Consider the following 22,239-nt stretch of genomic DNA (forward strand, 5'->3'; position numbering starts at 1 on the left):
TTGAAAATGGAGAATTGAGAATGGAAAATGACCCAGTTGGGAAATGATTCTCCATTATCAATTTTCAATTCTCAATTATTCATGATGGTAAGGGCTTCCGTTCAGGATGGACATGGCGCGATAGAGCTGCTCTACGAAGATGAGGCGCACCATCTGATGGGAAAAAGTCATGCGTGAGAGCGACATCTTCTCGTGTGCCGCCTCGTAGACCTTCGGCGCGAAGCCATACGGCCCTCCGATGATGAAGACCAGCCGCTTGTTTACCGTATTCATCTTGCGCTTCATGTAGTCGGCAAACTCCATGGAGCGCATTTCTTTTCCTCCCTCGTCAAGGAGCACTACGACATCGCCCGGCTGGAGTGCTTTCAAGATCAGTTCGCCTTCCTTTTCCTTCTGCACTTCTTCGCTCAGACTTTTGGTATTCTTCAGCTCGGGGATCACTTCCATGTCGAACGACAGGTAGCGTTTCGTGCGTTGCACGTAGTCGGCAATGGCCGTAATGAAATGTGGCTCAACGGTTTTTCCTACAACAAGCAGAATGGTTTTCATACGTCTTTGGGGTTGGTTTTGTGCACAAAAGTACGACTTTTCTTGCGTTTTTTTACAATAAATTTCTACCTTTGCGTGGGTAAACACTTGTGATATGAAGAAACAGGTACTCTTTTGGTTGTTCTGCTTATGGACAGGGGTGGCTGCACTGATGGCGCAGGAAATCCCTGCCGAAGTGTTGACAGCCTTTCAAAAAGGAAGTTCCAAGGGCCTGACCCGCTATATGGGCGATAAGGTAGAGTTGGTTATCTTGAGCAAGACAACCCATGCCGATAAAGAAATGGCCTCAGATATCCTGACGGATTTTTTTGCCAAGAACAAAGTGAGTCGCTTTGATGTCAGGCATCAAGGCAAGCGAAATGAGTCAGGCTTCCTTGTCGGCACAATGCAGACGGGCAGAGGAACGTATCGCGTGAACTGTTTCCTCAGAAAAGTGAATAGCAATTACATTATACACCAAATAAGAATTGATAAGACAAATGAATAAGGAACAAGAACTGATAGACAGGCTCATTGACCTGGCTTTTGCTGAAGACATAGGCGATGGCGACCATACCACCCTTTCGTGCATCCCCGAGACGGCGATGGGTAAGTCGAAGTTGCTGATCAAGGAAGCAGGTATCCTGGCTGGTATCGAAGTGGCCAAGGAAGTGTTCCGCCGCTTCGACCCAACGATGAAAGTGACCGTCTACATCAACGACGGCGCTGAGGTGAAACCTGGCGACGTGGCCATGATTGTGGAAGGCAAGGTACAGTCGCTCCTTCAGACGGAGCGCTTGATGCTGAACATCATGCAACGCATGAGTGGCATCGCCACCATGACCCACAAGTATCAGGAACGCCTCAAGGGTACGCACACCCGCGTGCTCGACACTCGTAAGACTACTCCTGGCATGCGCATCCTCGAGAAGATGGCGGTCAAGATAGGCGGAGGTGTGAACCATCGCATCGGTCTTTTCGACATGATCCTGCTCAAGGATAATCATGTGGATTTTGCAGGCGGCATCGACAAGGCCATCACCCGTGCCAAGGAATATTGCAAGGCCAAGGGCAAGGATCTGAAGATAGAAATCGAAGTGCGTAACTTCGACGAACTCCAGCAGGTACTCGACTTGGGTGGCGTGGATCGTATCATGTTCGACAACTTTACGCCTGAGATGACCCGCAAGGCCGTCGAGATGGTGGGTGGTCGCTACGAGACGGAATCGTCGGGTGGCATCACGTTCGACACCCTGCGCGACTATGCCGAGTGTGGCGTGGACTTCATCTCTGTCGGTGCCCTGACTCACTCTGTGAAGGGACTCGACATGAGTTTCAAGGCTTGTTGATTTTCCATATTGTTTAGATAACAGGATTTGCCTTTCATAGATTGTCTGATTGCAGGGCGGTTTATGAAAGGCTTTTCTTTTCTGTTCATGTGTATAGAGAGGTAAATCTTCCTCTTTTTAACTTCTTTTTAAATTTCGGATTGCAGCATTTGGATAGATGCTGCGTCTAACAGACAAAAGACGCGAGGAAGCGTCCGTGACGTTAAGGTATTGGTATTGGATTGTGAAATAGAGCTGGTTGAAGGGTGTCGGGCAGGTGATAATGCTGCTCGGAAAGAGTTGTACACCCTTTATTCCCGCCAGATGCTGGCCGTGTGCTATCGTTATGTGGGCGATATCGATGAAGCCCACGATGTGTTGCACGACGGTTTCATCAAGATCTTTTCCAATTTCACCTTTCGTGGCGAATGTTCGCTGGCTACGTGGATGACGCGCGTGATGATGACACAATCCATCGACTATTTGCGTCGCAAGCAACGCTTCAATCAGTTGATAGTCAGTGATGATCATTTGCCTGACGTAGTGGATGAAGCGGAGGCGGCGGAAAGTGGAAGCCAGTTGTCTGAAGAGATATTGATGCAGTTTGTGGCCGAATTGCCCGACGGATGCCGAACGGTCTTCAACTTGTATGTGTTCGAGGAAAAGTCGCATAAGGAGATAGCCCGCCTGCTTCACATCAAGGAACACTCTTCCACCTCGCAACTTCACAGGGCCAAGAGTTTGTTAGCAAAGAGAATAAAAGAGTATACAGAACATGAAAGGAAATAATGAAGAAATAGTCGGATTGTTCCGTCAGAAGTTGGGCCGGGCGGAGATGCCTGTCAACGATGGCTTTTGGGAAGCATTGGAGCGCGATTTGCCCGCTTCAGGTATTGCCGAAAGCAAGCGTCGGATCTTGTCCCCCTCTTTTTATAGGATAGTAGCCGCTGCGTCGGTCGTGTTGGTACTGGGCATGGCGTCGGCTGCTTTCTGGTTCTTCTCTCCAAAGGAGGAGATGGAAGAAGCCTTTACGCAGGTGGCGGCACTCGTGCCTGGCGCAAGTCTGGACGGCGACCGTTTGGAAGAAATCTTGCCTAGTGTGAAAGAGGCGACTCCTACAACCCCTTCTGCAGGACAGATGCAACCTGTGTTGGCTGCTTCAGGTGCCGAGGAGGAGGGCGAACAGACGATGTCTGTACGTGTTTCCATCCGCGTCACCCAGCAGGTGTATGGCCATGCAGGACGAAACAAGTCGGGCAGCTACCATGCAGGTATGGGAGGTAATGGCTATCATGCTGCCTCGTCGGCCGAAGACATGCCGGCACAAGAGAGCACTTCGTCACCTCAGGTAGAAGAAAAATCCGTAGCCAAGTCTGTCTTGAAGTCGCGCAACTGGGCTTTGAAAGCCTACGTGGGCAGTTCTTTGCCCGATGGCGATTTCAGAATGCCTTTGACGACAGGCGTCAGCGTAGAGCGCCAGTTAGGCAAGCGTCTTTCGCTGGAAGCAGGGTTGCAATACAATCGTCTGCACGACGTGGCTTTGCCAGAAGGCAGTCACACCTATCATACGCTCTCCATCCCCGTGAGATTGAACGTAAACCTGGCAGGCAATGACAAAGTTGACCTTTATGCCATGGCTGGTGGAAGCGTAGAAAAATGTGTGGCTGGGGCCGAAAACAACAGCTTCGAAGCCGAACCCTTGCAACTGGCTGTTTTGGCAGGGGTAGGCGTACGCTATAAATTGAACGACCGCTTCGCCCTTTTTGCCGAGCCGATGCTGACCTATCATTTCGATACGGATTCTTCCACCCGTACCCTGCGGACAGAGCGACCTGCCAACTTCAATCTTTTGTGCGGCGTTCGCATGACTTATTAACCGATAAAGCTCAACGACTATGACTACCACTTTAAAATCCCTGTTATACAGCCTCCTTGCAGGCTGCCTGTTGACGTTGGCACTGACATTCACTGCGTGCCATGCTGAAACTTTCGATGCTGAAAATCCCGATGTCGACCTTTTTGTCGACCAGCTTCGGTCGGGCAAATACCACCCCGATGGAGATGATGCCTTGGGCAAGGTGCCCAAATTTACACGCGAGGACATCGGCCGCCTCCTGAAGTATGCCGACGACCTGACGCTCATCCCTTCCTTCCCTTTGGCCACGGCTTCTTATTCAGCAGCTGGCAGGCTTCGGTTGGGCGAATGCATCCTTTGGACGGTAGAAACCATCCGCCTGGGGCATAACGCCTCGATGGGGTGCAAGATGGTGCATATCGATGCGGACAACTACGAAGGCATCTACTTCCTCTCCGACGAAGAAGTGCTCGACGCCGCTGCCCGATATCGTCGCTGGTGGGAGAGCCGCAAGTATCCGCGTACCATGTGGACAGTAGATCCCTGCTACGACGAGCCCCTCTGCGGCAGTGGCTACATGTGGTGGTAAACTCATTTACGTACTAACTATCCGATTGCATTGTGAAACGTTTTTGGTACCTATATGGGCTGCTTTGGCTGGCAGCTCTCCCCCTCTGTGCGCAAGACTGGACGAAAGCCGACTCTCTTCGCCTCCAGCAGCTGCTCCAATCCGACGGGGAGATTATCCTCAATCTGGACATCCTGAAGGAGGTGGACGAAACCCCTTGGGGAAGTCCTAAGACCGTCGAGTCGAAGCCCTGGCTCGAGGTGGACGAAACCTTGCCTGCCGTGCAGGGCATCCGTCCACGCAAGGTGAAGCTGACCCTCTTCCCCTATACAGCCAACACGCCCTACAACTGGGACCCTGTGAGGCAACGCAAGATAAAAGTCGACAAGAATACCTGGCGCAACGATCCCTTCTACGAACTGAAGACGAGAACCATTTACTCCAATTGGGCCAAATCGCCACTCGATGCCGGCCCTCGCGAGACGGTCGAGCAGATAGAAGCTACCGGCCTTCGCTATGTCGTGATGGGGCGTATGGCCAATCAGTCAGTTCTCGGCTGGCAGGCCATCAGCCGTCCTTCGGGCTATAGCCTGATGCCCGACAAGGGAGCTTGGAGCATTCGTGCCCGCAAGCGACGGGCGCGTACGCTGGAGGTTCTCCGCATGTATGCCGACTCTACTCGCATCGAGCCGAAGCAGCCGGTCTCTTCCAAAGAAGAACAAAAACGATAACGTGTCTTGAAAGTCATTTTGATGGGATCGGTAAAGCATTGCTTTCGTCAGGTTAAAGCACCGTTTTCCTTTGGTTAAAGCATTGCTTTCCTATGGATTGATTATGGAGGAGGTATGAACCGAAAAAAGCTTCTTGGGAACACGAAAAAGCTTACTTTATGTCAGTTTTTTGCTTAAATCTTGCTAATAGAACATTAAAAGAGAGATTTTGGATAGTTATAAATCAGTAAAATCTCCTAACTTTGAGCAATTTTTTAAACTCTAAATAAAATAATGGCATGAGAGAAATGATTAAACCAGCAACAGGACGCCTTGGCGTACTGGTTGTTGGAGTGGGAGGCGCTGTGGCCACCACTATGATTACAGGTGTATTGGCAGCCCGCAAGGGACTGGCAAAGGCCATCGGTTCGATAACCCAGATGGCCACAATGAAGAGGCAGGACGGCAAGGAATATCCGATTAAGGACATTGTCCCCTTGGCCGACTTGAACGACATCGTGTTCGGCGGTTGGGATATCTTTGCCGACGACGCCTACGAGGCGGCCATGTATGCCGAAGTGTTGAAGGAAAAAGACTTGAACCTGGTGAAGGACGAACTGAAGGCCATCCGTCCGATGACGGCTGCTTTCGACCATAACTTTGCTAAACGCCTGAACGGTACGCACATCAAGTCGGCAGCCACTCGCTGGGACATGGTGGAGCAGCTCCGTCAGGACATCCGCGAGTTCAAGGCCGTCAATGGTTGTGAGCGCATCGTGGTATTGTGGGCGGCAAGTACGGAAATCTTCGTGCCTCTCTCTGACGAACACATGTCGCTGGAGGCGCTGGAGAAGGCTATGAAGGAGAACAATACGGAAGTGATCTCGCCTAGCATGTGTTATGCTTATGCGGCCATTGCCGAGGGCGCTCCTTTCGTGATGGGTGCTCCCAACCTCTGCGTGGACACACCTGCCATGTGGGAGTTCTCCAAGAAGATGAATGTGCCCATCGCAGGCAAGGACTTCAAGAGCGGACAGACGCTGATGAAGACCGTGCTGGCGCCGATGTTCAAGACGCGTATGCTGGGTGTGAGCGGATGGTTCTCTACCAACATTTTGGGCAATCGCGATGGCGAGGTGCTCGACCAGCCCGAGAATTTCAAGACGAAGGAGGTGAGCAAGCTGTCGGTTATCGACAACATCTTCGAGCCTGAGAAGTTCCCCGACCTCTATGGCAATGTCTATCACAAGGTGCGTATCAATTACTATCCGCCCCGCAAGGACAACAAGGAGGCGTGGGACAATATCGACATCTTTGGCTGGATGGGTTATCCGATGGAAATCAAGGTCAACTTCTTGTGCCGCGATTCCATTCTGGCCGCACCTATCGCGCTCGACCTGGTGCTCTTCAGCGACCTGGCTCTGCGTGCAGGCATGTGTGGCATCCAGACGTGGCTATCGTTCTTCTGCAAGAGCCCGATGCACGATTTCGAACACCAGCCTGTGCACGACCTCTTCCAGCAATGGCGCATGGTGAAGCAGACCATCCGCGGTATGGTGGGCGAGAAAGAACCTGACTATCTTGACTAAAAGATGGATCAATGTAAAGAATGATTGTATAACATAATAAAAGGGAGAGAGGGTGTACGCCGAAGATTACAGGCAATTCAAAGGAGTACATCCTCTCTTGTGTGAAACAAAAGAAGATAAGACTATGGACAGACCTCCTTTCCTTCCGATGCTGATAGGCACGGGGTTCGGCTCAGGCTTTTCGCCTGTGGCGCCTGGCACGGCCGGTGCGTTACTGGCCGCTTTGGTGTGGTATCTTCTGTCGTTCCTCCTGTCAGGAGTGGCGTTGTTGTGGATTACGGTGGCTTTGATACTTGTCTTTACTATAGCCGGCGTTTGGGCGGCCGACCGCTTGGAACCTGCTTGGGGCGAAGATCCTTCGCGGGTGGTGGTCGACGAGATGGTGGGCGTGTGGATCAGCCTGCTGGCGGCACCTGCCGGACACGTGTGGTATGGCCTGGCGGCTTTTGTGCTCTTCCGCTTCTTTGATATCCTCAAGCCTTTGGGCATCCGCAGGATGGAGAAGCTGCCAGGAGGGTGGGGAGTGATGATGGACGACATCCTTTCGGGCGTCTATGGTTTTATCCTGTTGATTGTAGCCAGATGGATAATAGGTTAATGGTGGACGGAGGAGGACGCAGGCATCGACGCAGGGAAGTGTGGATGTTCTGCAAGGCGCAGTTGTCGGCTTGGCTGGCAAGTGTCGTCGATTTCTTGGTGACCATCTCGCTGGTAAAGTTTGGAAGCCTTTTCTACCTGTATGCTACTTTCATCGGCTCTGTGGTGGGAGGTGTCACGAACTGCGTCATCAATTATGGCTGGGTGTTTCATGCCGACGGATGCAAGAAAGTCCACGTGGCCGTGAAATACCTGTTTGTCTGGGGAATGAGCATCATGCTCAACACCTGGGGAACCTTTGCTCTGACCGAGTGGGTCACAGGAATGGGCTGGATGGAGCGACTGCCTGCTTATTATGCGGACAACATGTTCATTGTGTCGAAGATGCTTGTTGCTGTAACCGTAGCTTTCTTTTGGAACTACAGTATGCAGCGGACATTTGTTTACCGCAACCTTAACTTCAGGCGCATCTTTCGGAAAGGGAAGTGAAGTCGCAATGCTTGGGATATTATTAATTATTTATTCTGTATATGAACTATAGAGACTATTTGCAACAGTTAATTTACAAGATTATCAATCCTGTTGTGCATGGCATGATTAAAGTGGGAATAACTCCCAATTTCATTACTACTACGGGGCTGGTGTTGAATATCGTGGCAGCTGTCGTATTTGTGTATGCAAGTTTTGCCGGTGGCGATAAGGCGTTGACCTGTGCCGGATGGGCGGGCGGAATCGTATTGTTCGCCGGGCTGTTCGACATGATGGACGGGCGTGTGGCACGTGTGGGAAATATGTCTTCCACGTTCGGCGCGCTCTACGACTCTGTGCTCGACCGTTATAGCGAGCTATTCACCCTTTTCGGCATCCTTTACTTTCTGCTCCTTCAGGGGTATTTCTGGGGAAGCATCATTACGGGGGTGGCCATCATCGGTTCGCTCATGGTGAGCTATGTGCGTGCCCGTGCCGAAGGCTTGGACTTGGAGTGCAAGGTGGGCCTGATGCAACGTCCCGAGCGTGTGGTGCTGACAGCCTTGGGTGCCATTTTCTGTGGCGTTTTTCAAGATTGCACAGCATTCGATAGCGTGTACATCTTGATAGCTCCACTGGCCATCATCGCCGTTTTGGCCAACTGGACGGCATTTGTCCGCATCAATCATTGTCGTAAACTGTTGAAGAAGTAATCGGATGAAGTCGTCAATTCTGCCTCCGGCAAGGGAAACCTTGTCGGTTCTTGTGATAACCTCCCTTTTCTTATTGTTGACAGGGATATTTGTAGGAATTCGTCCTGAACACTTTCTGATGGCAGGACTTTTTCTGTTATTGTTTTTTTCAGGAAGCTATACCCGCAAGCTTGCGGTAGCTTTGCTTCCTTTTATTGTTTTCGCTATATCTTATGATTGGATGCGAGTATGGCCCAATTACGAAGTAAACCCTATCGATGTGCAGGGGCTTTATGAGGCTGAGAAAAGCCTGTTTGGCATTACAGTGGGTGGACAGACGCTGATTCCTTGTGAGTTCTTTGCTCAACACCATTGTAGTGTGGCTGATTTTATGGCCGGCATTTTCTATCTCTGTTGGGTGCCCGTCCCTATTGCTTTCGGCCTGTGGCTCTATTTCAAGGGGCAGCGCAGCATGTACTTGCGTTTCTCAATGGTTTTCCTGCTGGTCAATCTGATAGGTTTTGTCGGATACTATATTCACCCGGCTGCTCCGCCCTGGTATGCCATGAACTATGGTTTTGAACCAGTACTTTCCACGCCAGGCAATGTAGCTGGCCTTGGCCGATTTGACGAACTTTTGGGTATTACCGTTTTCGAAGGTATCTATGGACGTAATGCCAATGTTTTCGCAGCCGTTCCTTCGCTCCATGCTGCTTACATGGTTGTGGCCCTAGCCTATGCCGTCATGGCTCGTTGCCGTCGTTGGCTCATTGCTCTCTTTGCCTTCATTATGGTCGGTATTTGGTGGACGGCTGTCTATTCGGGGCATCATTATATCATCGACGTATCGCTGGGCATCGGTTGTGCTCTGCTGGGTATCTTTGTCTTCGAACAGGGCCTGATGCGCTGGAGTGCCTTCCGTTGTTTCTTCCAACGTTATAGCAATTACATTGGCTGATTAGGCTGACTCCCTCCTTATTCTTCAGCATTCTGTTCGCTGTATTTGGAGGGAGATACGCCGAATTGTGTTGCGAAATGTTTTCGCAAAGTGCGTGTGTCATTATAGCCCACCATCTCAGCTATCTCCTGCATGCTATATCGGTTCTCCAAGATGAGCGAAGCCGCTTTGCTCATTCGTACACTACGGATCATGTCGATGGCAGCCAGTTCGCTTCGTTGCTTGATTTTTCGATAGAGGGTCGGTTGACTCATGTGAAGCTGGTCAGCCAGCATTTTCACGTTGAAGTTCTCGTCTGCTAGGTTGGCTTCTATTATCTGTATTACCTGCTGGATAAAGTAGTCTTCTGCTTCTTCTTTTTCATCTTTTTTTTCTTCTGTTTTCAGTCTCAGAGTACCTGCGTACAACCGTTTTAGCCTTTCACGTTGGCGTATCAAGTTGCGTACTCTTGACTTCAGCATCTCTGGATTGAAGGGCTTCATCATATAGTCATCTGCTCCGATGCCCAATGCTTGTATTACGTCCGAGTCCTCAGACTTGGCGGTGAGCATCAAGATGGGGATAGAGGCGGTTTGTGGTGATTCTTTTAGTTCGCGACAGCAATCCAAACCGTCTTTGACAGGCATCATGATATCGCAGATAATGAGGTCTGGTGTTTGTTCGTGGGCAGCGCGGATGCCTTCTTCACCGTTGCCTGCTTCTTCAATGGCAAACTCTCCTTCGAACAGACTGCCAATGTATTGGCGGATATCAGCATTGTCTTCGATGATAAGCAGCCTTTTTCCTGTTTCGTGATTGTGATCGGCTGTATCCGATATGCTACCTGTGGTGGCAGGTTGTGGTTGTTTAGCCGGTTTATAGAGGCTTACTTTCTCGTTGGTTGTGTCGAAGTGAGTGTTTCCTTCGGGAATGTAGAGGCTGATGATGGTGCCGTGGCCAGGACGATCGGCAGTTCGGATATATCCGTGGTGTAAATCGACAATGTTTTTTACAATACGCATACCGATTCCAGTTTGTGTAGAGTGTATGGGGGTATTTACTCCTGTCGTAAAAGGTTCGAACAAGTGTTCTTTTACTTCTTGAGGTATGCCTGCTCCTGTATCGCTGATGGTGACGTTGCAGAAAGGATGTCCGTCTATGACGGTTCTTCCTACCGTTAGTTCTATTGTTCCTTCTGGTAAGGTGTATTTGAAGGCGTTGGATAGTAGATTTCGTAGAGCGGATGTCATTTTTTCTGCATCGATCCATAGCATAAGTGGTTCGGGCAGAAGATGGATATGAAATTGATAGTGTCCTTTTTCAGCCATTGACTTAAATGGTTCGCATAGGTTGTCCACTAGTTGATTGATGTCTGTTTTTGTTACTTTGAGCTTTACCATGTCGGCTTCTACTTTTTGTACGAAAAGCAGTTGGTCCATAAGGGCATGTAACGACTTACTATTGTCAAAGGCTGTTTTCAATTGTCTTTGTATTTTGGGGGATAGTCCTTCGATATGCTGTAGTTCTTGCAGTGGGGCCAGAATTAAGGTAAGTGGTGTTCGTAGTTCATGGGCGATTTCTGTGAAGAACCGTTCGCGTTCCATGCGCAGTTGTTTTTCTTTGTCACGTTCTACTTTGGCAGTAAATACTTCGTGCTCCAGTTGCATTTCGTGTTCCATCCGTTTTGCCCTCAATCGGATTCGTCTGAAGACGAATAGTATGCATAGTGCTATTGCTATGAAGATACAGAGACGAAACCAAGCACTGCTACTCCAGTGAGGTTCAATGGTGATATGCAGGGCAGTTGTTTGGTTCGCTGTGTTGTCTGGATGTAAGTTTTTGATTTCAAAGGTGTAGTTACCGTGTTTCAGGTTGGTATACGAAACCTTTTCTTCTCCTGTGGTATAGATCCATTCTTGTTGGTAGGGATACAGTCGGTAGGCGTATGTTTCCCGTTCGTCAGAATAGGAAAGGTTACTGAAGGTAAGGGAGAAGTCTCGGTTCTTATAGTTGAGACGGATATCTGATAAATAGGAGATACCACATGGCAAGATATGCTGTCCATTGACAATTTGATTGATTTCTATTGGTTGACTATTGACTTCCAGTCCTGTTATCAGTACCCGTTTGGATTGTTCGAAACGATCGCTATTCTCAGGTTTGAAATAAGTCAGGTTTTTATTGTTACCCCAAAATAAAGTATTCTTCCAATATAGGGCCGAGCGGTTGCTTCCCGATACATAATAGTTATGAAACAATCGTTGATGGCTATTATATCGTGAGATGCCCGAGTTGGAGCCTATCCAAATATTTCCATTCCCGTCTTCGGTAATACAACCCACGAAGTCGTTACAAAGACCGTCTTGGGTAGTGAAAGTTTGTATAATGCGATTTTCATATGGTGACAGGACTGCAAATCTATTCATATAGCCAATGTACAGCATGCTATCTTGGGCAGCCAGTAATGAACGGATTGAATAGTCTGTCATGTCGGTTTTGCTTTCATATCCGGCGTCAAGAATGTTTCCTTCTCCTTTGTATCGGTAGAGTCCGGAAGTAGTGCCTAACCATAGACTATGATCGGGAGTCTCAGCTAGTGCACGAATGTAGAGAGGAGGAATCTTTTCACCTTTATTATTAATGAAAGTAATTTTTCTGCTTGAAATAGAAATAGGATCGATCACAAATAAGCCACTTTGCGTTCCAATCCATATTTGCCCATTGCTGTCGGTCAGTAGGCTCCAGACAGAGGCTTGGTTGGGCAAATTTGAACTGTCAGCCAATTCTATGATTTGAAAAGTTTTCTTTCGTGTATCATATCGGGTTAATGTGCCGTCTGCATTGCCAAACCATAGGTTTCCCTCTTTGTCTTTGGTGCTACTCAGTACGGTGTTTCGTTTTTGAGTTTCCGGGGTTCCTATCGGTATGAAGTCCAATTCTTCATCAGCATGGTAGGGGGTACGGCTACGAAGGATGCTTCGATGGAAGGTTGTGAGCCATACGTAACCTTCGTCATCTCCTACGATGGAACAGATTTCATTATGTCTGTCTTGATAATAACGTTTGTAAAATTGCTCCCGTAGGTCCGACCAGATGGCTCCGCCACCATCTGTTCCTATCCATAGGATACCTTGAGGGTCGTAGTAGGCTGTGATCATTCGTGTCTCGATGTCACGAAATATATAAGAGGTGGTGTTGTTGAAAACCTGTCCAGTCATCTCGTCTGGATTCTTTTTATTCAGACTGATGAGTGTGTATCCGTTCCATGTGGCAGCTAAATAACGATTCTTTTCCAAGCGTATCACGCTGAATGCATCGGTATGTGATAGCTGGTTAGCTGTATATTTATTGTGGTAAGTCATGCGGCTGGTTTGGCCGGTCTTTACATTGTAGCGTATGATGCCATACGTGAGAGTCGAAAGCCAGATGTTGTCGTCTTCATCGTACAAAATGTGGTTGATTTGTATAGGGTAGCCGAATCCTAAATCTATTGTTTTGCAGTTTTCCATTCGGTCTGTTTCGGCAATCATTACTTTCCCTTGTGTGTCTGTCACACAGATGTGGCGTTTGTCCGGAGTCAATGACATTTTGGCTAGTATATGCTCTTTTTCATTCCATTGCGAATATCGTTTCAGTATGTGTAGAACAACAGCTTTGTCTTGTGGCTGGTTTGTCTTTCGGGCCAATATTAGTTCTTCGTTGTTCAGTACCCATAGGGTAGAGTCGTTTATTGATTCAGTAGCAATGGCTCTGAAAGGTTTTCCGTCTTCTGTTTGTATAGGGAGAAAACGTTCGTTCCGCAAATCGAATCCATAGAGAATACCTCTACTTTCGAAGCATAGGAGTCCATCAGCTATTTCTTTCAAAACCGAGATATTGGTACTGGTACTGTCGAAAGGGAAAGATTTCACTTGTTTTCCGTCGTAACGGTTTAGGGCGTCGCGCGTGCTTAGCCAGATAAATCCGTTACGATCTTTACAAATGGAGTGGATTGTGTTGTCGGCCAGGCCGTTTTTCATAGTTAGCAGATGAAGATCTTTCTCAAAAAAAGCTTGGCAGGGCAACTGCGTAAACAAACTTAGGCAAATAGTTGCTATATAAAAGACTTTAAGGTTCATGTCTGGTATAGAATTATCGTAGCACAAAGAAATGAAAAATATGTTATTTATCGAAATGGAATGAGAAAAAATATTGGGCTATGTTTCTTTAATAGCCTTGTTTGGAACGTATTTGTTTTTTGTTGGACCATTGTCTGTAGAAACAAGGGATGACGCAGTGCTTCCTGACCCTCTGACGCAGCACTGTGTCAGTACCTCACACAGTGCTGTGTTACACCCCAACAAAGCACTGTGTCGCATCGTCATGCAGCACTGTGTCATCCCCCTTCTCAGTATTGTTTGGAATTTGCATCGCTAAGGGTATGTTGCTTCTCTTCCGATTTCCTTTTGTGGCTTTGGAATTAGCAGAAAATGTGGAAAAACAGTGGCTTGTATTAAACATGTATGTTGAATGAAATGTTTGTGCATGGCTATTCAGGCATGTAGTCTTATATTTGCAACATCAAAAAACCTCATTGTCTAACCCTAAAAAGGAAAAACATGAAAAAAAGCCTTATTTTCTTTTTGATGCTTTGGAGCAGTATATTCATGTATGCCCAGCATCTCAGCATTACTGGTAAAGTCACAGACAAACTGGACGAGCCTATTATTGGTGCCAGTGTCCTTGTGAAAGGTACTTCCAACGGTGTAATTACCGATTTGAACGGTGTGTTCAACATGAAAAACGTACCTTCCGACGGGGTTCTGACCGTATCTTACATCGGTTATAAAGATGTAGAGGTCAAAATCAATCCTTCGCAGACGTCTTATGCCATTACATTGGAAGAAGACAACCAGATGCTCGACGAAGTGGTGGTCGTAGGTTTCGGTACTCAGAAAAAGGTGAATCTGACCGGTGCCGTAGCTTCGGTAGACAACAAGAAACTGGAATCCCGTCCTGTTACTTCGGTCGGACAAGCCTTGCAGGGTGTTGTTCCCGGTCTGAATGTCAGTATGCCTGATGCCGGTGGTAAGCTGGATGCCAATCCTTCTTTTAATATCCGTGGTACGGGTAACTTGGGTACAGGTTCTAGCGCTTCACCTCTTGTCTTGATTGACGGTGTGGCTGGTGACATCAACCAATTGAATCCGCAGGATATCGACAACATCTCTGTATTGATGGATGCCGCTTCGGCTGCTATCTACGGTTCGCGTGCTCCTTTCGGCGTGATTTTGGTAACTACCAAGAAAGGTAAGCAGGGCAAGACAAGCATTTCTTACTCTAACAACTTGCGTTGGTCGCGTCCGACTAACATTCCCGACATGTTGGATGCCTATACTTTTGCCCAATATTTCAATCGTGCCATCGACAATCTTGGTAGCGGTGCGGCTCACTTCTTCTCGGATATTACGATGGAACGTATCCAGCAATTTATGCGTGGTGAAATTACGACTACGGCTGATCCTTCATTGAGTCAGAATGGAAACTGTTTTGCATTCAATACAAATTCGAATGATAACCAGAACTGGCCCCGTAACTTCATCGACAAGACCGCTTTCGGTCAGGAGCATAATTTGAGTCTGTCGGGTGGTAACGAGAGAGTACAATATTATGTATCAGGCGCTTTCTTTGATCAGGATGGTCAGATGAACTATGCCGATGATAACAAGAAGCGTTACAATGCCAGTGCTCGTATCAGTGCCGAGATTACCAAGTGGATGCGTTTGGAATTCAACAGTCGTTTCATCCGTGAAGACATTGGTATGCCTACTTTCTTGAAGCTGTATGGCGACCGTTTCTTTTCCGAAACGACCAAGTTGCATCCCAACATGCCGCTTTACGATAACAACGGACACTATACCCGTAACCCGAAGCTGATGCAGCTGACGTCGGGCGGTCGTTCCAATACACAGAACGATACGTACTTTACACAGGGAAGCCTGATTTTGACTCCGGTAAAGGGACTGACGATTCACGGCGATCTGGCCATCCGTACCGGCAGCTACGAACATCTTTATAATGTGGCACGTGTCTATCTGTATGACAAGGATAACAATCCGGTACCCGAACAGTGGCTGGGTGGTGATGCCGACCTGGCTGCCGGCAAGACATGGGCTTACAGCGAACAGCAGCGCAGCTCAATGATCACTTCGTCGGCTTATGCTGACTACAGCCTCAATTTCCTGGAGAAACACAATCTGAAGGTAATGGTCGGTATGAACAGCGAAAGCTATCGGTATAACAACGTGTGGGCCAAGCGTTCGGACGTGATGAGCGACAGCAATCCTGACGTCAATACCTCTACGGGAACGCAGAGCAACGGTGCCTATCGCGGCGAATGGTCTTCTTTGGGCTACTTCGGCCGTGTGAACTACGACTTTGACGGACGCTATCTGTTCGAGTTCAACATCCGTCGTGACGGTTCTTCCCGTTTCCGCGCCGACCAGCGTTGGGCTACTTTCCCCTCTGTATCGGTAGGTTGGAACATTGCCCGCGAATCCTTCTGGGAACCGCTGTCCGAGTGGGTCAACACGTTGAAGCCCCGCTTCTCTTATGGTAGCCTCGGTAACCAGAACACCAACTCCTATTATCCTACGTATGCCATTCAGAATGTAACCGTAGGTAGCCCCGATGCCGGTGGCCGTTGGTTGCTTACCACTGACAGCAAATCGAATATCGCAGGTGCTCCCGGACTGGTAAGTTCGCTTCTGACTTGGGAGCGCGTTTATAGCTACAACTATGGTGTGGACTTCGGAGCCTTCAACAATCGCCTGAGCGGTTACTTCAACTACTTCATCCGCGATACCAAGGACATGGTAGGTCCCGCACAGGAAATCTCTCCGATTGTAGGTGCATCGGCACCGAGCCGCAACAATACGTCTTTGCGTACCAAAGGTTGGGAACTTCAGCTGAACTGGCAGGACCGCATCGGTGATTTCAACTACAATGTTGCCTTCAACCTTTCCGACTCGCGTACACATGTAACCGAATATCCCAATGCCAGCAAGAGCCTGAGCACTTATTATGAAGGACAGGAACTGGGACAGATTTGGGGGTATGAATCTGTAGGTATGGCCAAGACCGATGAAGAAATGGCTGCGCATCTGGAAAAAGTGAACCAGAACACAATTCCGGGCATCAGTCTGGCACCTTCGGGCTGGAAAGCCGGTGACATGATGTATGCCGACCTGGATGGCGATGGTAAGATAACCAACGGTGAAAATACGGTAGATAATCCTGGTGACCGTAAGATAATAGGTAATAGCACACCACGTTATCGTTTCGGATTCAACATTGGTGCTGAATGGAAGGGATTTGATCTGAGTGTTTTCTTCCAGGGTGTTGCCAAACGTGATTATCTGTTGAGCGGCATGATATTCTGGGGTGTAAATGGCGATGCATGGTCTTCGACCGGATATGTAGAACATTGGGACTTCTTCCGTCCGGAAGGCGACCCCTTGGGTGCCAATACAGACGCTTATTATCCGCGTCCTCTCTGGACCTCCAATCAGAACCGTCAGAGTCAGTCACAATTCCTGCAGAATGCAGCTTACATTCGTCTGAAAAATTTGCAGATTGGTTATACATTGCCGAAAGCATGGACACGTAAGGCTGGTTTGGAACGCGTCAGAGTATTCTTCTCGGGCGACAATCTGTGGACCGGTACTGCCATCAACAAGAATTTCGATCCCGAAGCCTTGTATCAGAACGGTATGACTTATCCGTTAAGCCGTACGCTCTCTTGTGGTATTAATGTAACATTGTAACCTATAAAAGCATTTACGATTATGAAATTGAAATATATATTCTTGTTTTCTGCAGCCTTGCTGATGGGTACTTCCTGTGCAGACTTTTTGGATAAAACCCCTATTTCGGACAATGTGGACGGTAACTTCTTCACGGCCGAAAATCAGCTGGAGCCTTATTGTAATAACATGTACGGCTTGCTGCCCGACCACGGTACGGGTACAGGTACCTTCGGATATTTTACGACGGACAACAACAGTGACGACATGACAGCTGTCAGCCAAGTGGACAACTTCCTGCCGCAGCGCGTTCAGGTACCGTCCAGCGGTAGCTATGGCAGTTTCAGTACCATCCGCACTTGCAATCTTTTCCTGCAGCGCACTGCCGAGAATCTTGAGAACGGTACACTGAGCAATGATGGCAATGTGAATCACTACATCGGCGAGATGTATTTCTTCCGTGCTTATGTTTACTTCAGCTTGCTGAAGACTTACGGCGACTTCCCCATTGTGACCGAGGTCTTGACCGACGGTGACTACGCTGCCAACGTGGAGGCCAACAAGCGTAAGCCCCGTAATGAGGTAGCCCGTTTCATCTTGTCAGATTTGGATAAAGCCATTGAGCGTCTGTTCCCCAAGTCAAACAGCTTTACGGCCCATCGTCTGAACCGTGAATGCGCCTTGCTGTTCAAGTCGCGTGTGGCTTTGTACGAAGCTACGTGGGAGAAGTACCATGCAGGTACGGCACGTGTTCCGGGCGGACCGGGATGGCCAGGAGATGCTGCCTCTTTTAATACCGACATGACTGCAGAATTGAATTTCTTTTTGGACCAGGCCATTGAGTCTGCCAAATTGGTGGGTGATGCATCTGCTTTGATGGATGATTATGCTGGCCTGTATAACCAGACTGACCTTTCAAACCAACGTGATGAAGTATTGTTGTGGCGTATGTACAGCGAGGAGGCCAAGGTGCAGAATCAGGTGGTGGGTGCCACTCATGGTTATGGTGCCATTGATACGGAAGAAGGTACATTTATTTTTGTTCATGGAGATGGTACTGGCTTTACTCGTTCTCTAATCGATAGCTATCTGATGACTGATGGTTTGCCCATCTATGCTTCTCCCAATTATCAGGGTGACAAGAGTTTGGTGAGTACGATGACCAATCGTGATTTACGTCTGGTAACTTCTGTTGGAAAGCCCGGTGACAAGATTATGACTATCAACGGTAAGGATATCATGTTCCAACTTCCTGGATTGACATCAGCAGCTGGTGGTATTCGTGTAACCAGTACTGGTTACATTCCTCGCAAAGGTTGGATAGACAATGATGTGATTTACAATAGTGCTTATCCTTTGGCCTTGCCTATTTTCCGTGCAGCTGAGGCTTATCTGAACTATATCGAGGCCTACTACCTGCGTCATGGCAATCTGGACGACACGTGCGACAAGTATTGGAAAGCTTTGCGTCGTCGTGCCGGTGTGGATACTGACTACAAGAAGACAATTGCTGCCACTGATTTGACTAAGGAAATCGACTTGGCACGCTATTCCGGTACTCAGCTTGTAGATGCTACGCTCTACAACATCCGTCGTGAGCGTCGCAGCGAGTTCATTGCTGAAGGTATGCGTAAGGCAGATTTGTACCGTTGGCGTGCTCTGGACATGATGCAGAACTATTGGGTGGAAGGTATGAACTATTGGGATGAATTCCATACCGAGTTTGAAGCAGCATGTACGGCTTGTAAGCAGACATATACGGCACCCAATGATGCCTCTGTCAGCAAGTATTTGCGTCCGCAGGGCAAGAATGATTATGTAATTGAGAACAATGGTTATTGTTTCGAAGAGGCCAATTATTTGTCTCCGATTTCCTACGATGTATTCCGTATGTCAACTCCTGAAGAAGGTGGTGATGTCTCTACTTCTGTAGTATATCAGAACCCAGGATGGCCTGTTGAAGCCGGTGCTTATGCCCTTCAGTAAGATTCGAGTTTTTCTTATTTGAATAATAAGTTAGGTGTGCCAGAGATTACACATATTTTCTTATCTTTGGCACACCTTTTTTATTTGAGTTACATTAAAATTAATAAGTATGATGAAAAGATTTTTATTCGGATTGTTGTGTCTGGCAAGTACACTTTCTGTATGTTCACAGGAGCAAGGTCCTGTGCCTGCCCCCCATCAGCTGAAGTGGCACGAGGCAGAGATGGGTGTTGTATTCCACTATGACCTGCATGTGTTTGATGGCCAGATATATGGACAGGGAAACAACCGCATCAATCCGGTGGAGGATTATAATATCTTCAACCCCACGCAGCTCGACACGGACCAGTGGATACAGGCGGCCAAGGCGGCCGGAGCGAAGTTTGCCGTGCTTACCGCTACGCATGAAACGGGCTTCGGCTTGTGGCAGAGCGACGTGAATCCCTATTGCCTGAAGGCGGTGAAATGGCGCGACGGCAAGGGCGACATTGTACGCGACTTTGTAAATTCCTGCCGCAAGTATGGCATCCAGCCGGGTATCTATATCGGCATCCGCTGGAACTCTCTGTTGGGCATTCACAACTTCAAGGCCGAGGGCGACGGTGAGTTTGCACGCAACCGCCAGGCTTGGTACAAGCGCCTGTGCGAGAAGATGGTGACGGAACTTTGTACCCGCTACGGCGACCTGTTCATGATTTGGTTTGACGGCGGTGCCGACGATCCGAAGGGACTGGGACCTGATGTGGAACCCATCGTGACCAAATATCAGCCGGAATGTCTGTTCTACCATAACGTGAACCGCGCGGACTTCCGCTGGGGAGGGTCGGAGAGCGGTACGGTAGGCTATCCCTGCTGGTCGAGCTTCCCTTATCCCTACAGTCACAGCAATGCGAACGAGGGAGTGAGGAACCACAACGAACTGCTGGCCCACGGCGATGCTGACGGTCGCTACTGGGTGCCCGCTATGGCCGACACGCCTCTGCGCGGATACAACGGCCGCCACGAATGGTTCTGGGAACCGGGCGACGACGACAAGGCCGTCTATCCGCTGGAGAACCTGATGGACATGTACGAGAAGTCGGTGGGACGCAATGCTACGCTGATTGTAGGCCTGACGCCCAACCCGGACGGAGTGATACCTGAGGGTGACGTGAAGCGCCTGAAGGAATGGGGTGACGAGATTGCCCGCCGTTTCGGCACGCCGCTGGCACAGACTTCCGGAAAGGCGAAGAAACTGTCGCTGGACCTGAAAGGCAAACAGAAGGGCAACTATTATATCCTGCAGGAGGACATTACGCTGGGCGAACGCATTCGTGCCTATCGGGTGGAAGCCCGCACAGGCGGGAAGTGGGTCACTGTGGCCAAGGGAACTTCGGTGGGACACAAGCGCATCGAACGCTTCGACCCCGTAGAGGCAACAGCTTTCCGTGTAGTTGTGGAGCAATGCACAGACACTCCGCAGATACGAAACTTCAGTGTTTGTTATGCGGAACAGTTGCCCTGACTTTAACTTTCATATTCTACTAACCCCATTATCTAAACTCTCTGATTTATGAATAAATATTTGTTTACCGCATTGTTTCTGACGCCATTGGTACCCATGACCGACGGGTGGGGAGCGACGAAGAAGCAACCCTCTGCCGAGGAGCAGAAACGCCCGAACATCATCCTGTTCATGGTGGACGACATGGGATGGCAGGATACCTCGCTGCCTTTTTGGACACAGAAGACTCCTTACAACGAGGCCTACGAGACACCTAATATGGAACGGCTGGCCAAGCAGGGCATGATGTTCACCCAGGCGTATGCCTGCAACATCAGTTCGGCCACCCGGTGCAGCCTCATTACGGGAGCCAACAACGCCCGCCATCGGGTGACCAACTGGACGCTGGAGCGCGACAAGCAGACCGACCGCCAGAGCGCGACGGTAGAGCTGCCCGACTGGAACTATAATGGTGTCAGTCAGGTAGAGGGTACGAACAATACCTATGTGGGCACTTCGTTCGTCGAACTGCTCCGCCAGAGCGGGTATCACACCATCCATTGTGGCAAGGCCCATTGGGGCTCCATCGACACGCCGGGCGAGAATCCTACCCACTGGGGATTTGAGGTGAATATCGCCGGTCATGCGGCCGGCGGACTGGCCACTTATCTGAGCGAACAGAACTACGGCCACACGCGCGACGGCAAGGCTTATTCGCTGATGTCCATTCCCGGACTGGAAAATTACTGGGGTACGGGTATCTTTGCTACCGAAGCCCTGACGCGTGAGGCTATCAAAGCGCTGGACAAGGCTAAGAAGTACAACCAGCCTTTCTACTTGTATATGGCTCATTATGCCATCCATGTGCCTATCGACAAGGACATGCGCTTTTTTCCGAAGTATGTGCGCAAGGGGCTGAGCGACAAGGAGGCTGCCTATGCCTCGCTCATCGAGGGTATGGACAAGAGTCTGGGCGACTTGATGGACTGGTTGGAAAAGAACGGTGAGGCCGACAACACCATCGTCATCTTCATGAGCGACAACGGCGGACTGGCTGCCGAGCCCGAGTGGCGCGACGGCGAAGTGCATACGCAGAATGCGCCTCTGCGCAGCGGCAAGGGTTCACTCTACGAGGGCGGCATCCGCGAGCCGATGATTGTGAGCTGGCCGGGCGTAGTGAACCCCGACACGCGTTGCGACAAGTATCTGATGATTGAGGACTTCTATCCGACGCTGCTCGAGATGGCCGGTGTGAAGGACTACAAGACGGTGGCTCCGCTGGACGGCGTCAGCTTCATGCCGTTGCTGAAAGGTACGGGCGACCCCTCGAAAGGCCGTGCGCTGGTGTGGAACTTCCCCAACATCTGGGGCAATGACGGACCGGGCATCAACCTCGACTGTGCCATCCGCAAGGATGAGTGGAAGCTGGTATATTACTACGAGACCGGCAAGAAGGAGTTGTTCAACATTCCCGAAGACATCGGCGAGAAGCACGACGTGGCAGCCGAACATCCCGATATCGTGCGCCGCCTGTCCAAGGAACTGGGACAGTATCTGCGCAAGGTCGATGCCCAGCGTCCCAAGTTCAAGAGTACGGGCAAGCCTTGTCCCTGGCCGGATGAAGTATAGTTGGAGCATTATTTTTCTCTGACTGGGAAAAATTTTTTCTCCAGTCAGAGAAAAATCGGGAGTTTATAAGATATCTTCTTGAATA

Annotated in this window: 17 protein-coding genes; 15 read left to right on the top strand and 2 right to left on the bottom strand. The window is 49.3% G+C overall.

Annotated elements, in window-relative coordinates; genetic code table 11:
* Positions 1 to 75 precede the first annotated feature (75 nt).
* Positions 76 to 549, bottom strand: coding sequence for a 23S rRNA (pseudouridine(1915)-N(3))-methyltransferase RlmH (rlmH, locus tag HF894_RS01220; protein ID WP_021847919.1), 474 nt, complete (start codon positions 547 to 549; stop codon positions 76 to 78).
* Positions 550 to 643: 94 nt separating this feature from the next.
* Between rlmH and HF894_RS01225 the strand changes: the two genes are divergently transcribed.
* The 11 genes from HF894_RS01225 to HF894_RS01275 all read left to right on the top strand — a co-directional run bounded on the left by HF894_RS01225 (position 644) and on the right by HF894_RS01275 (position 9,293).
* Entirely contained in the window at positions 644 to 1,036 is a 393-nt protein-coding gene (locus HF894_RS01225; protein WP_204970810.1) for a DUF4783 domain-containing protein, read from the top strand.
* Complete coding sequence (gene nadC / locus HF894_RS01230; RefSeq protein WP_021847917.1) at positions 1,029 to 1,877, top strand: carboxylating nicotinate-nucleotide diphosphorylase; 849 nt, start codon at positions 1,029 to 1,031, stop codon at positions 1,875 to 1,877. Before HF894_RS01225 ends, nadC begins: the two co-directional genes overlap by 8 nt.
* A gap of 216 nt (positions 1,878 to 2,093) precedes the next feature.
* Positions 2,094 to 2,645 (top strand): RNA polymerase sigma factor, encoded by a 552-nt coding sequence (locus tag HF894_RS01235; RefSeq protein ID WP_204970811.1) that lies wholly within the window; start codon positions 2,094 to 2,096, stop codon positions 2,643 to 2,645.
* The gene (locus HF894_RS01240) at positions 2,632 to 3,732 is read left to right on the top strand and encodes a porin family protein (protein ID WP_204970812.1); all 1,101 of its coding nucleotides are present in this window, start codon (positions 2,632 to 2,634) and stop codon (positions 3,730 to 3,732) included. The genes HF894_RS01235 and HF894_RS01240 overlap by 14 nt, the downstream gene beginning before the upstream one ends.
* A 19-nt stretch (positions 3,733 to 3,751) precedes the next feature.
* A complete protein-coding gene (locus HF894_RS01245; protein ID WP_083610518.1) occupies positions 3,752 to 4,300 on the top strand; it encodes a DUF4943 family protein in 549 nt (182 codons plus the stop codon).
* A gap of 32 nt (positions 4,301 to 4,332) precedes the next feature.
* Positions 4,333 to 5,010 carry a DUF4858 domain-containing protein gene (locus HF894_RS01250; RefSeq protein WP_204970813.1) on the top strand — a complete coding sequence of 226 codons (678 nt, stop codon included), beginning with the start codon at positions 4,333 to 4,335 and terminating at the stop codon, positions 5,008 to 5,010.
* A 278-nt stretch (positions 5,011 to 5,288) separates the two neighbouring features.
* On the top strand, positions 5,289 to 6,578 hold the full coding sequence (locus HF894_RS01255) for an inositol-3-phosphate synthase (RefSeq protein ID WP_204970814.1): 1,290 nt from the start codon (positions 5,289 to 5,291) through the stop codon (positions 6,576 to 6,578).
* A gap of 124 nt (positions 6,579 to 6,702) precedes the next feature.
* The gene (locus HF894_RS01260; RefSeq protein ID WP_204970815.1) at positions 6,703 to 7,176 is read left to right on the top strand and encodes a phosphatidylglycerophosphatase A family protein; all 474 of its coding nucleotides are present in this window, start codon (positions 6,703 to 6,705) and stop codon (positions 7,174 to 7,176) included.
* The gene (locus HF894_RS01265; RefSeq protein ID WP_075317543.1) at positions 7,161 to 7,664 is read left to right on the top strand and encodes a GtrA family protein; all 504 of its coding nucleotides are present in this window, start codon (positions 7,161 to 7,163) and stop codon (positions 7,662 to 7,664) included. The genes HF894_RS01260 and HF894_RS01265 overlap by 16 nt, the downstream gene beginning before the upstream one ends.
* Before the next feature lie 41 nt (positions 7,665 to 7,705).
* Positions 7,706 to 8,356, top strand: a complete 651-nt coding sequence (locus HF894_RS01270; RefSeq protein WP_021847909.1) for a CDP-alcohol phosphatidyltransferase family protein — start codon at positions 7,706 to 7,708, stop codon at positions 8,354 to 8,356.
* 4 nt (positions 8,357 to 8,360) lie between these two features.
* Complete coding sequence (locus HF894_RS01275; RefSeq protein WP_204970816.1) at positions 8,361 to 9,293, top strand: phosphatase PAP2 family protein; 933 nt, start codon at positions 8,361 to 8,363, stop codon at positions 9,291 to 9,293.
* Between the two features lie 17 nt (positions 9,294 to 9,310).
* On the opposite strand, the gene HF894_RS01280 is transcribed toward HF894_RS01275, so the two are convergent.
* Positions 9,311 to 13,390 carry a two-component regulator propeller domain-containing protein gene (locus tag HF894_RS01280; RefSeq protein ID WP_204970817.1) on the bottom strand — a complete coding sequence of 1,360 codons (4,080 nt, stop codon included), beginning with the start codon at positions 13,388 to 13,390 and terminating at the stop codon, positions 9,311 to 9,313.
* A gap of 480 nt (positions 13,391 to 13,870) precedes the next feature.
* Between HF894_RS01280 and HF894_RS01285 the strand changes: the two genes are divergently transcribed.
* The 4 genes from HF894_RS01285 to HF894_RS01300 all read left to right on the top strand — a co-directional run bounded on the left by HF894_RS01285 (position 13,871) and on the right by HF894_RS01300 (position 22,154).
* A complete protein-coding gene (locus HF894_RS01285) occupies positions 13,871 to 17,077 on the top strand; it encodes a SusC/RagA family TonB-linked outer membrane protein (RefSeq protein WP_204970818.1) in 3,207 nt (1,068 codons plus the stop codon).
* A gap of 21 nt (positions 17,078 to 17,098) precedes the next feature.
* Positions 17,099 to 19,042 carry a RagB/SusD family nutrient uptake outer membrane protein gene (locus HF894_RS01290; protein WP_204970819.1) on the top strand — a complete coding sequence of 648 codons (1,944 nt, stop codon included), beginning with the start codon at positions 17,099 to 17,101 and terminating at the stop codon, positions 19,040 to 19,042.
* Between the two features lie 109 nt (positions 19,043 to 19,151).
* On the top strand, positions 19,152 to 20,546 hold the full coding sequence (locus HF894_RS01295) for an alpha-L-fucosidase (protein ID WP_394369806.1): 1,395 nt from the start codon (positions 19,152 to 19,154) through the stop codon (positions 20,544 to 20,546).
* 48 nt (positions 20,547 to 20,594) lie between these two features.
* Positions 20,595 to 22,154: a sulfatase gene (locus HF894_RS01300; RefSeq protein WP_204970820.1), complete on the top strand. Its 1,560-nt coding sequence runs from the start codon at positions 20,595 to 20,597 to the stop codon at positions 22,152 to 22,154.
* Positions 22,155 to 22,239: the final 85 nt, after the last annotated feature.

The sequence above is a fragment of the Caecibacteroides pullorum genome, from assembly GCF_019239235.1.
GTDB classification, from domain to species: domain Bacteria; phylum Bacteroidota; class Bacteroidia; order Bacteroidales; family Bacteroidaceae; genus Bacteroides; species Bacteroides pullorum.

What these genes read in the sequence shown, in the direction of transcription:
- rlmH (WP_021847919.1), bottom strand. Translation starts at nt 549, where the DNA reads ATGAAAACCATTCTGCTTGTTGTAGGAAAAACCGTTGAGCCACATTTC.
- HF894_RS01225 (WP_204970810.1), top strand. Translation starts at nt 644, where the DNA reads ATGAAGAAACAGGTACTCTTTTGGTTGTTCTGCTTATGGACAGGGGTG.
- nadC (WP_021847917.1), top strand. Translation starts at nt 1,029, where the DNA reads ATGAATAAGGAACAAGAACTGATAGACAGGCTCATTGACCTGGCTTTT.
- HF894_RS01240 (WP_204970812.1), top strand. Translation starts at nt 2,632, where the DNA reads ATGAAAGGAAATAATGAAGAAATAGTCGGATTGTTCCGTCAGAAGTTG.
- HF894_RS01245 (WP_083610518.1), top strand. Translation starts at nt 3,752, where the DNA reads ATGACTACCACTTTAAAATCCCTGTTATACAGCCTCCTTGCAGGCTGC.
- HF894_RS01255 (WP_204970814.1), top strand. Translation starts at nt 5,289, where the DNA reads ATGAGAGAAATGATTAAACCAGCAACAGGACGCCTTGGCGTACTGGTT.
- HF894_RS01260 (WP_204970815.1), top strand. Translation starts at nt 6,703, where the DNA reads ATGGACAGACCTCCTTTCCTTCCGATGCTGATAGGCACGGGGTTCGGC.
- HF894_RS01265 (WP_075317543.1), top strand. Translation starts at nt 7,161, where the DNA reads ATGGATAATAGGTTAATGGTGGACGGAGGAGGACGCAGGCATCGACGC.
- HF894_RS01270 (WP_021847909.1), top strand. Translation starts at nt 7,706, where the DNA reads ATGAACTATAGAGACTATTTGCAACAGTTAATTTACAAGATTATCAAT.
- HF894_RS01275 (WP_204970816.1), top strand. Translation starts at nt 8,361, where the DNA reads ATGAAGTCGTCAATTCTGCCTCCGGCAAGGGAAACCTTGTCGGTTCTT.
- HF894_RS01280 (WP_204970817.1), bottom strand. Translation starts at nt 13,390, where the DNA reads ATGAACCTTAAAGTCTTTTATATAGCAACTATTTGCCTAAGTTTGTTT.
- HF894_RS01285 (WP_204970818.1), top strand. Translation starts at nt 13,871, where the DNA reads ATGAAAAAAAGCCTTATTTTCTTTTTGATGCTTTGGAGCAGTATATTC.
- HF894_RS01290 (WP_204970819.1), top strand. Translation starts at nt 17,099, where the DNA reads ATGAAATTGAAATATATATTCTTGTTTTCTGCAGCCTTGCTGATGGGT.
- HF894_RS01295 (WP_394369806.1), top strand. Translation starts at nt 19,152, where the DNA reads ATGATGAAAAGATTTTTATTCGGATTGTTGTGTCTGGCAAGTACACTT.
- HF894_RS01300 (WP_204970820.1), top strand. Translation starts at nt 20,595, where the DNA reads ATGAATAAATATTTGTTTACCGCATTGTTTCTGACGCCATTGGTACCC.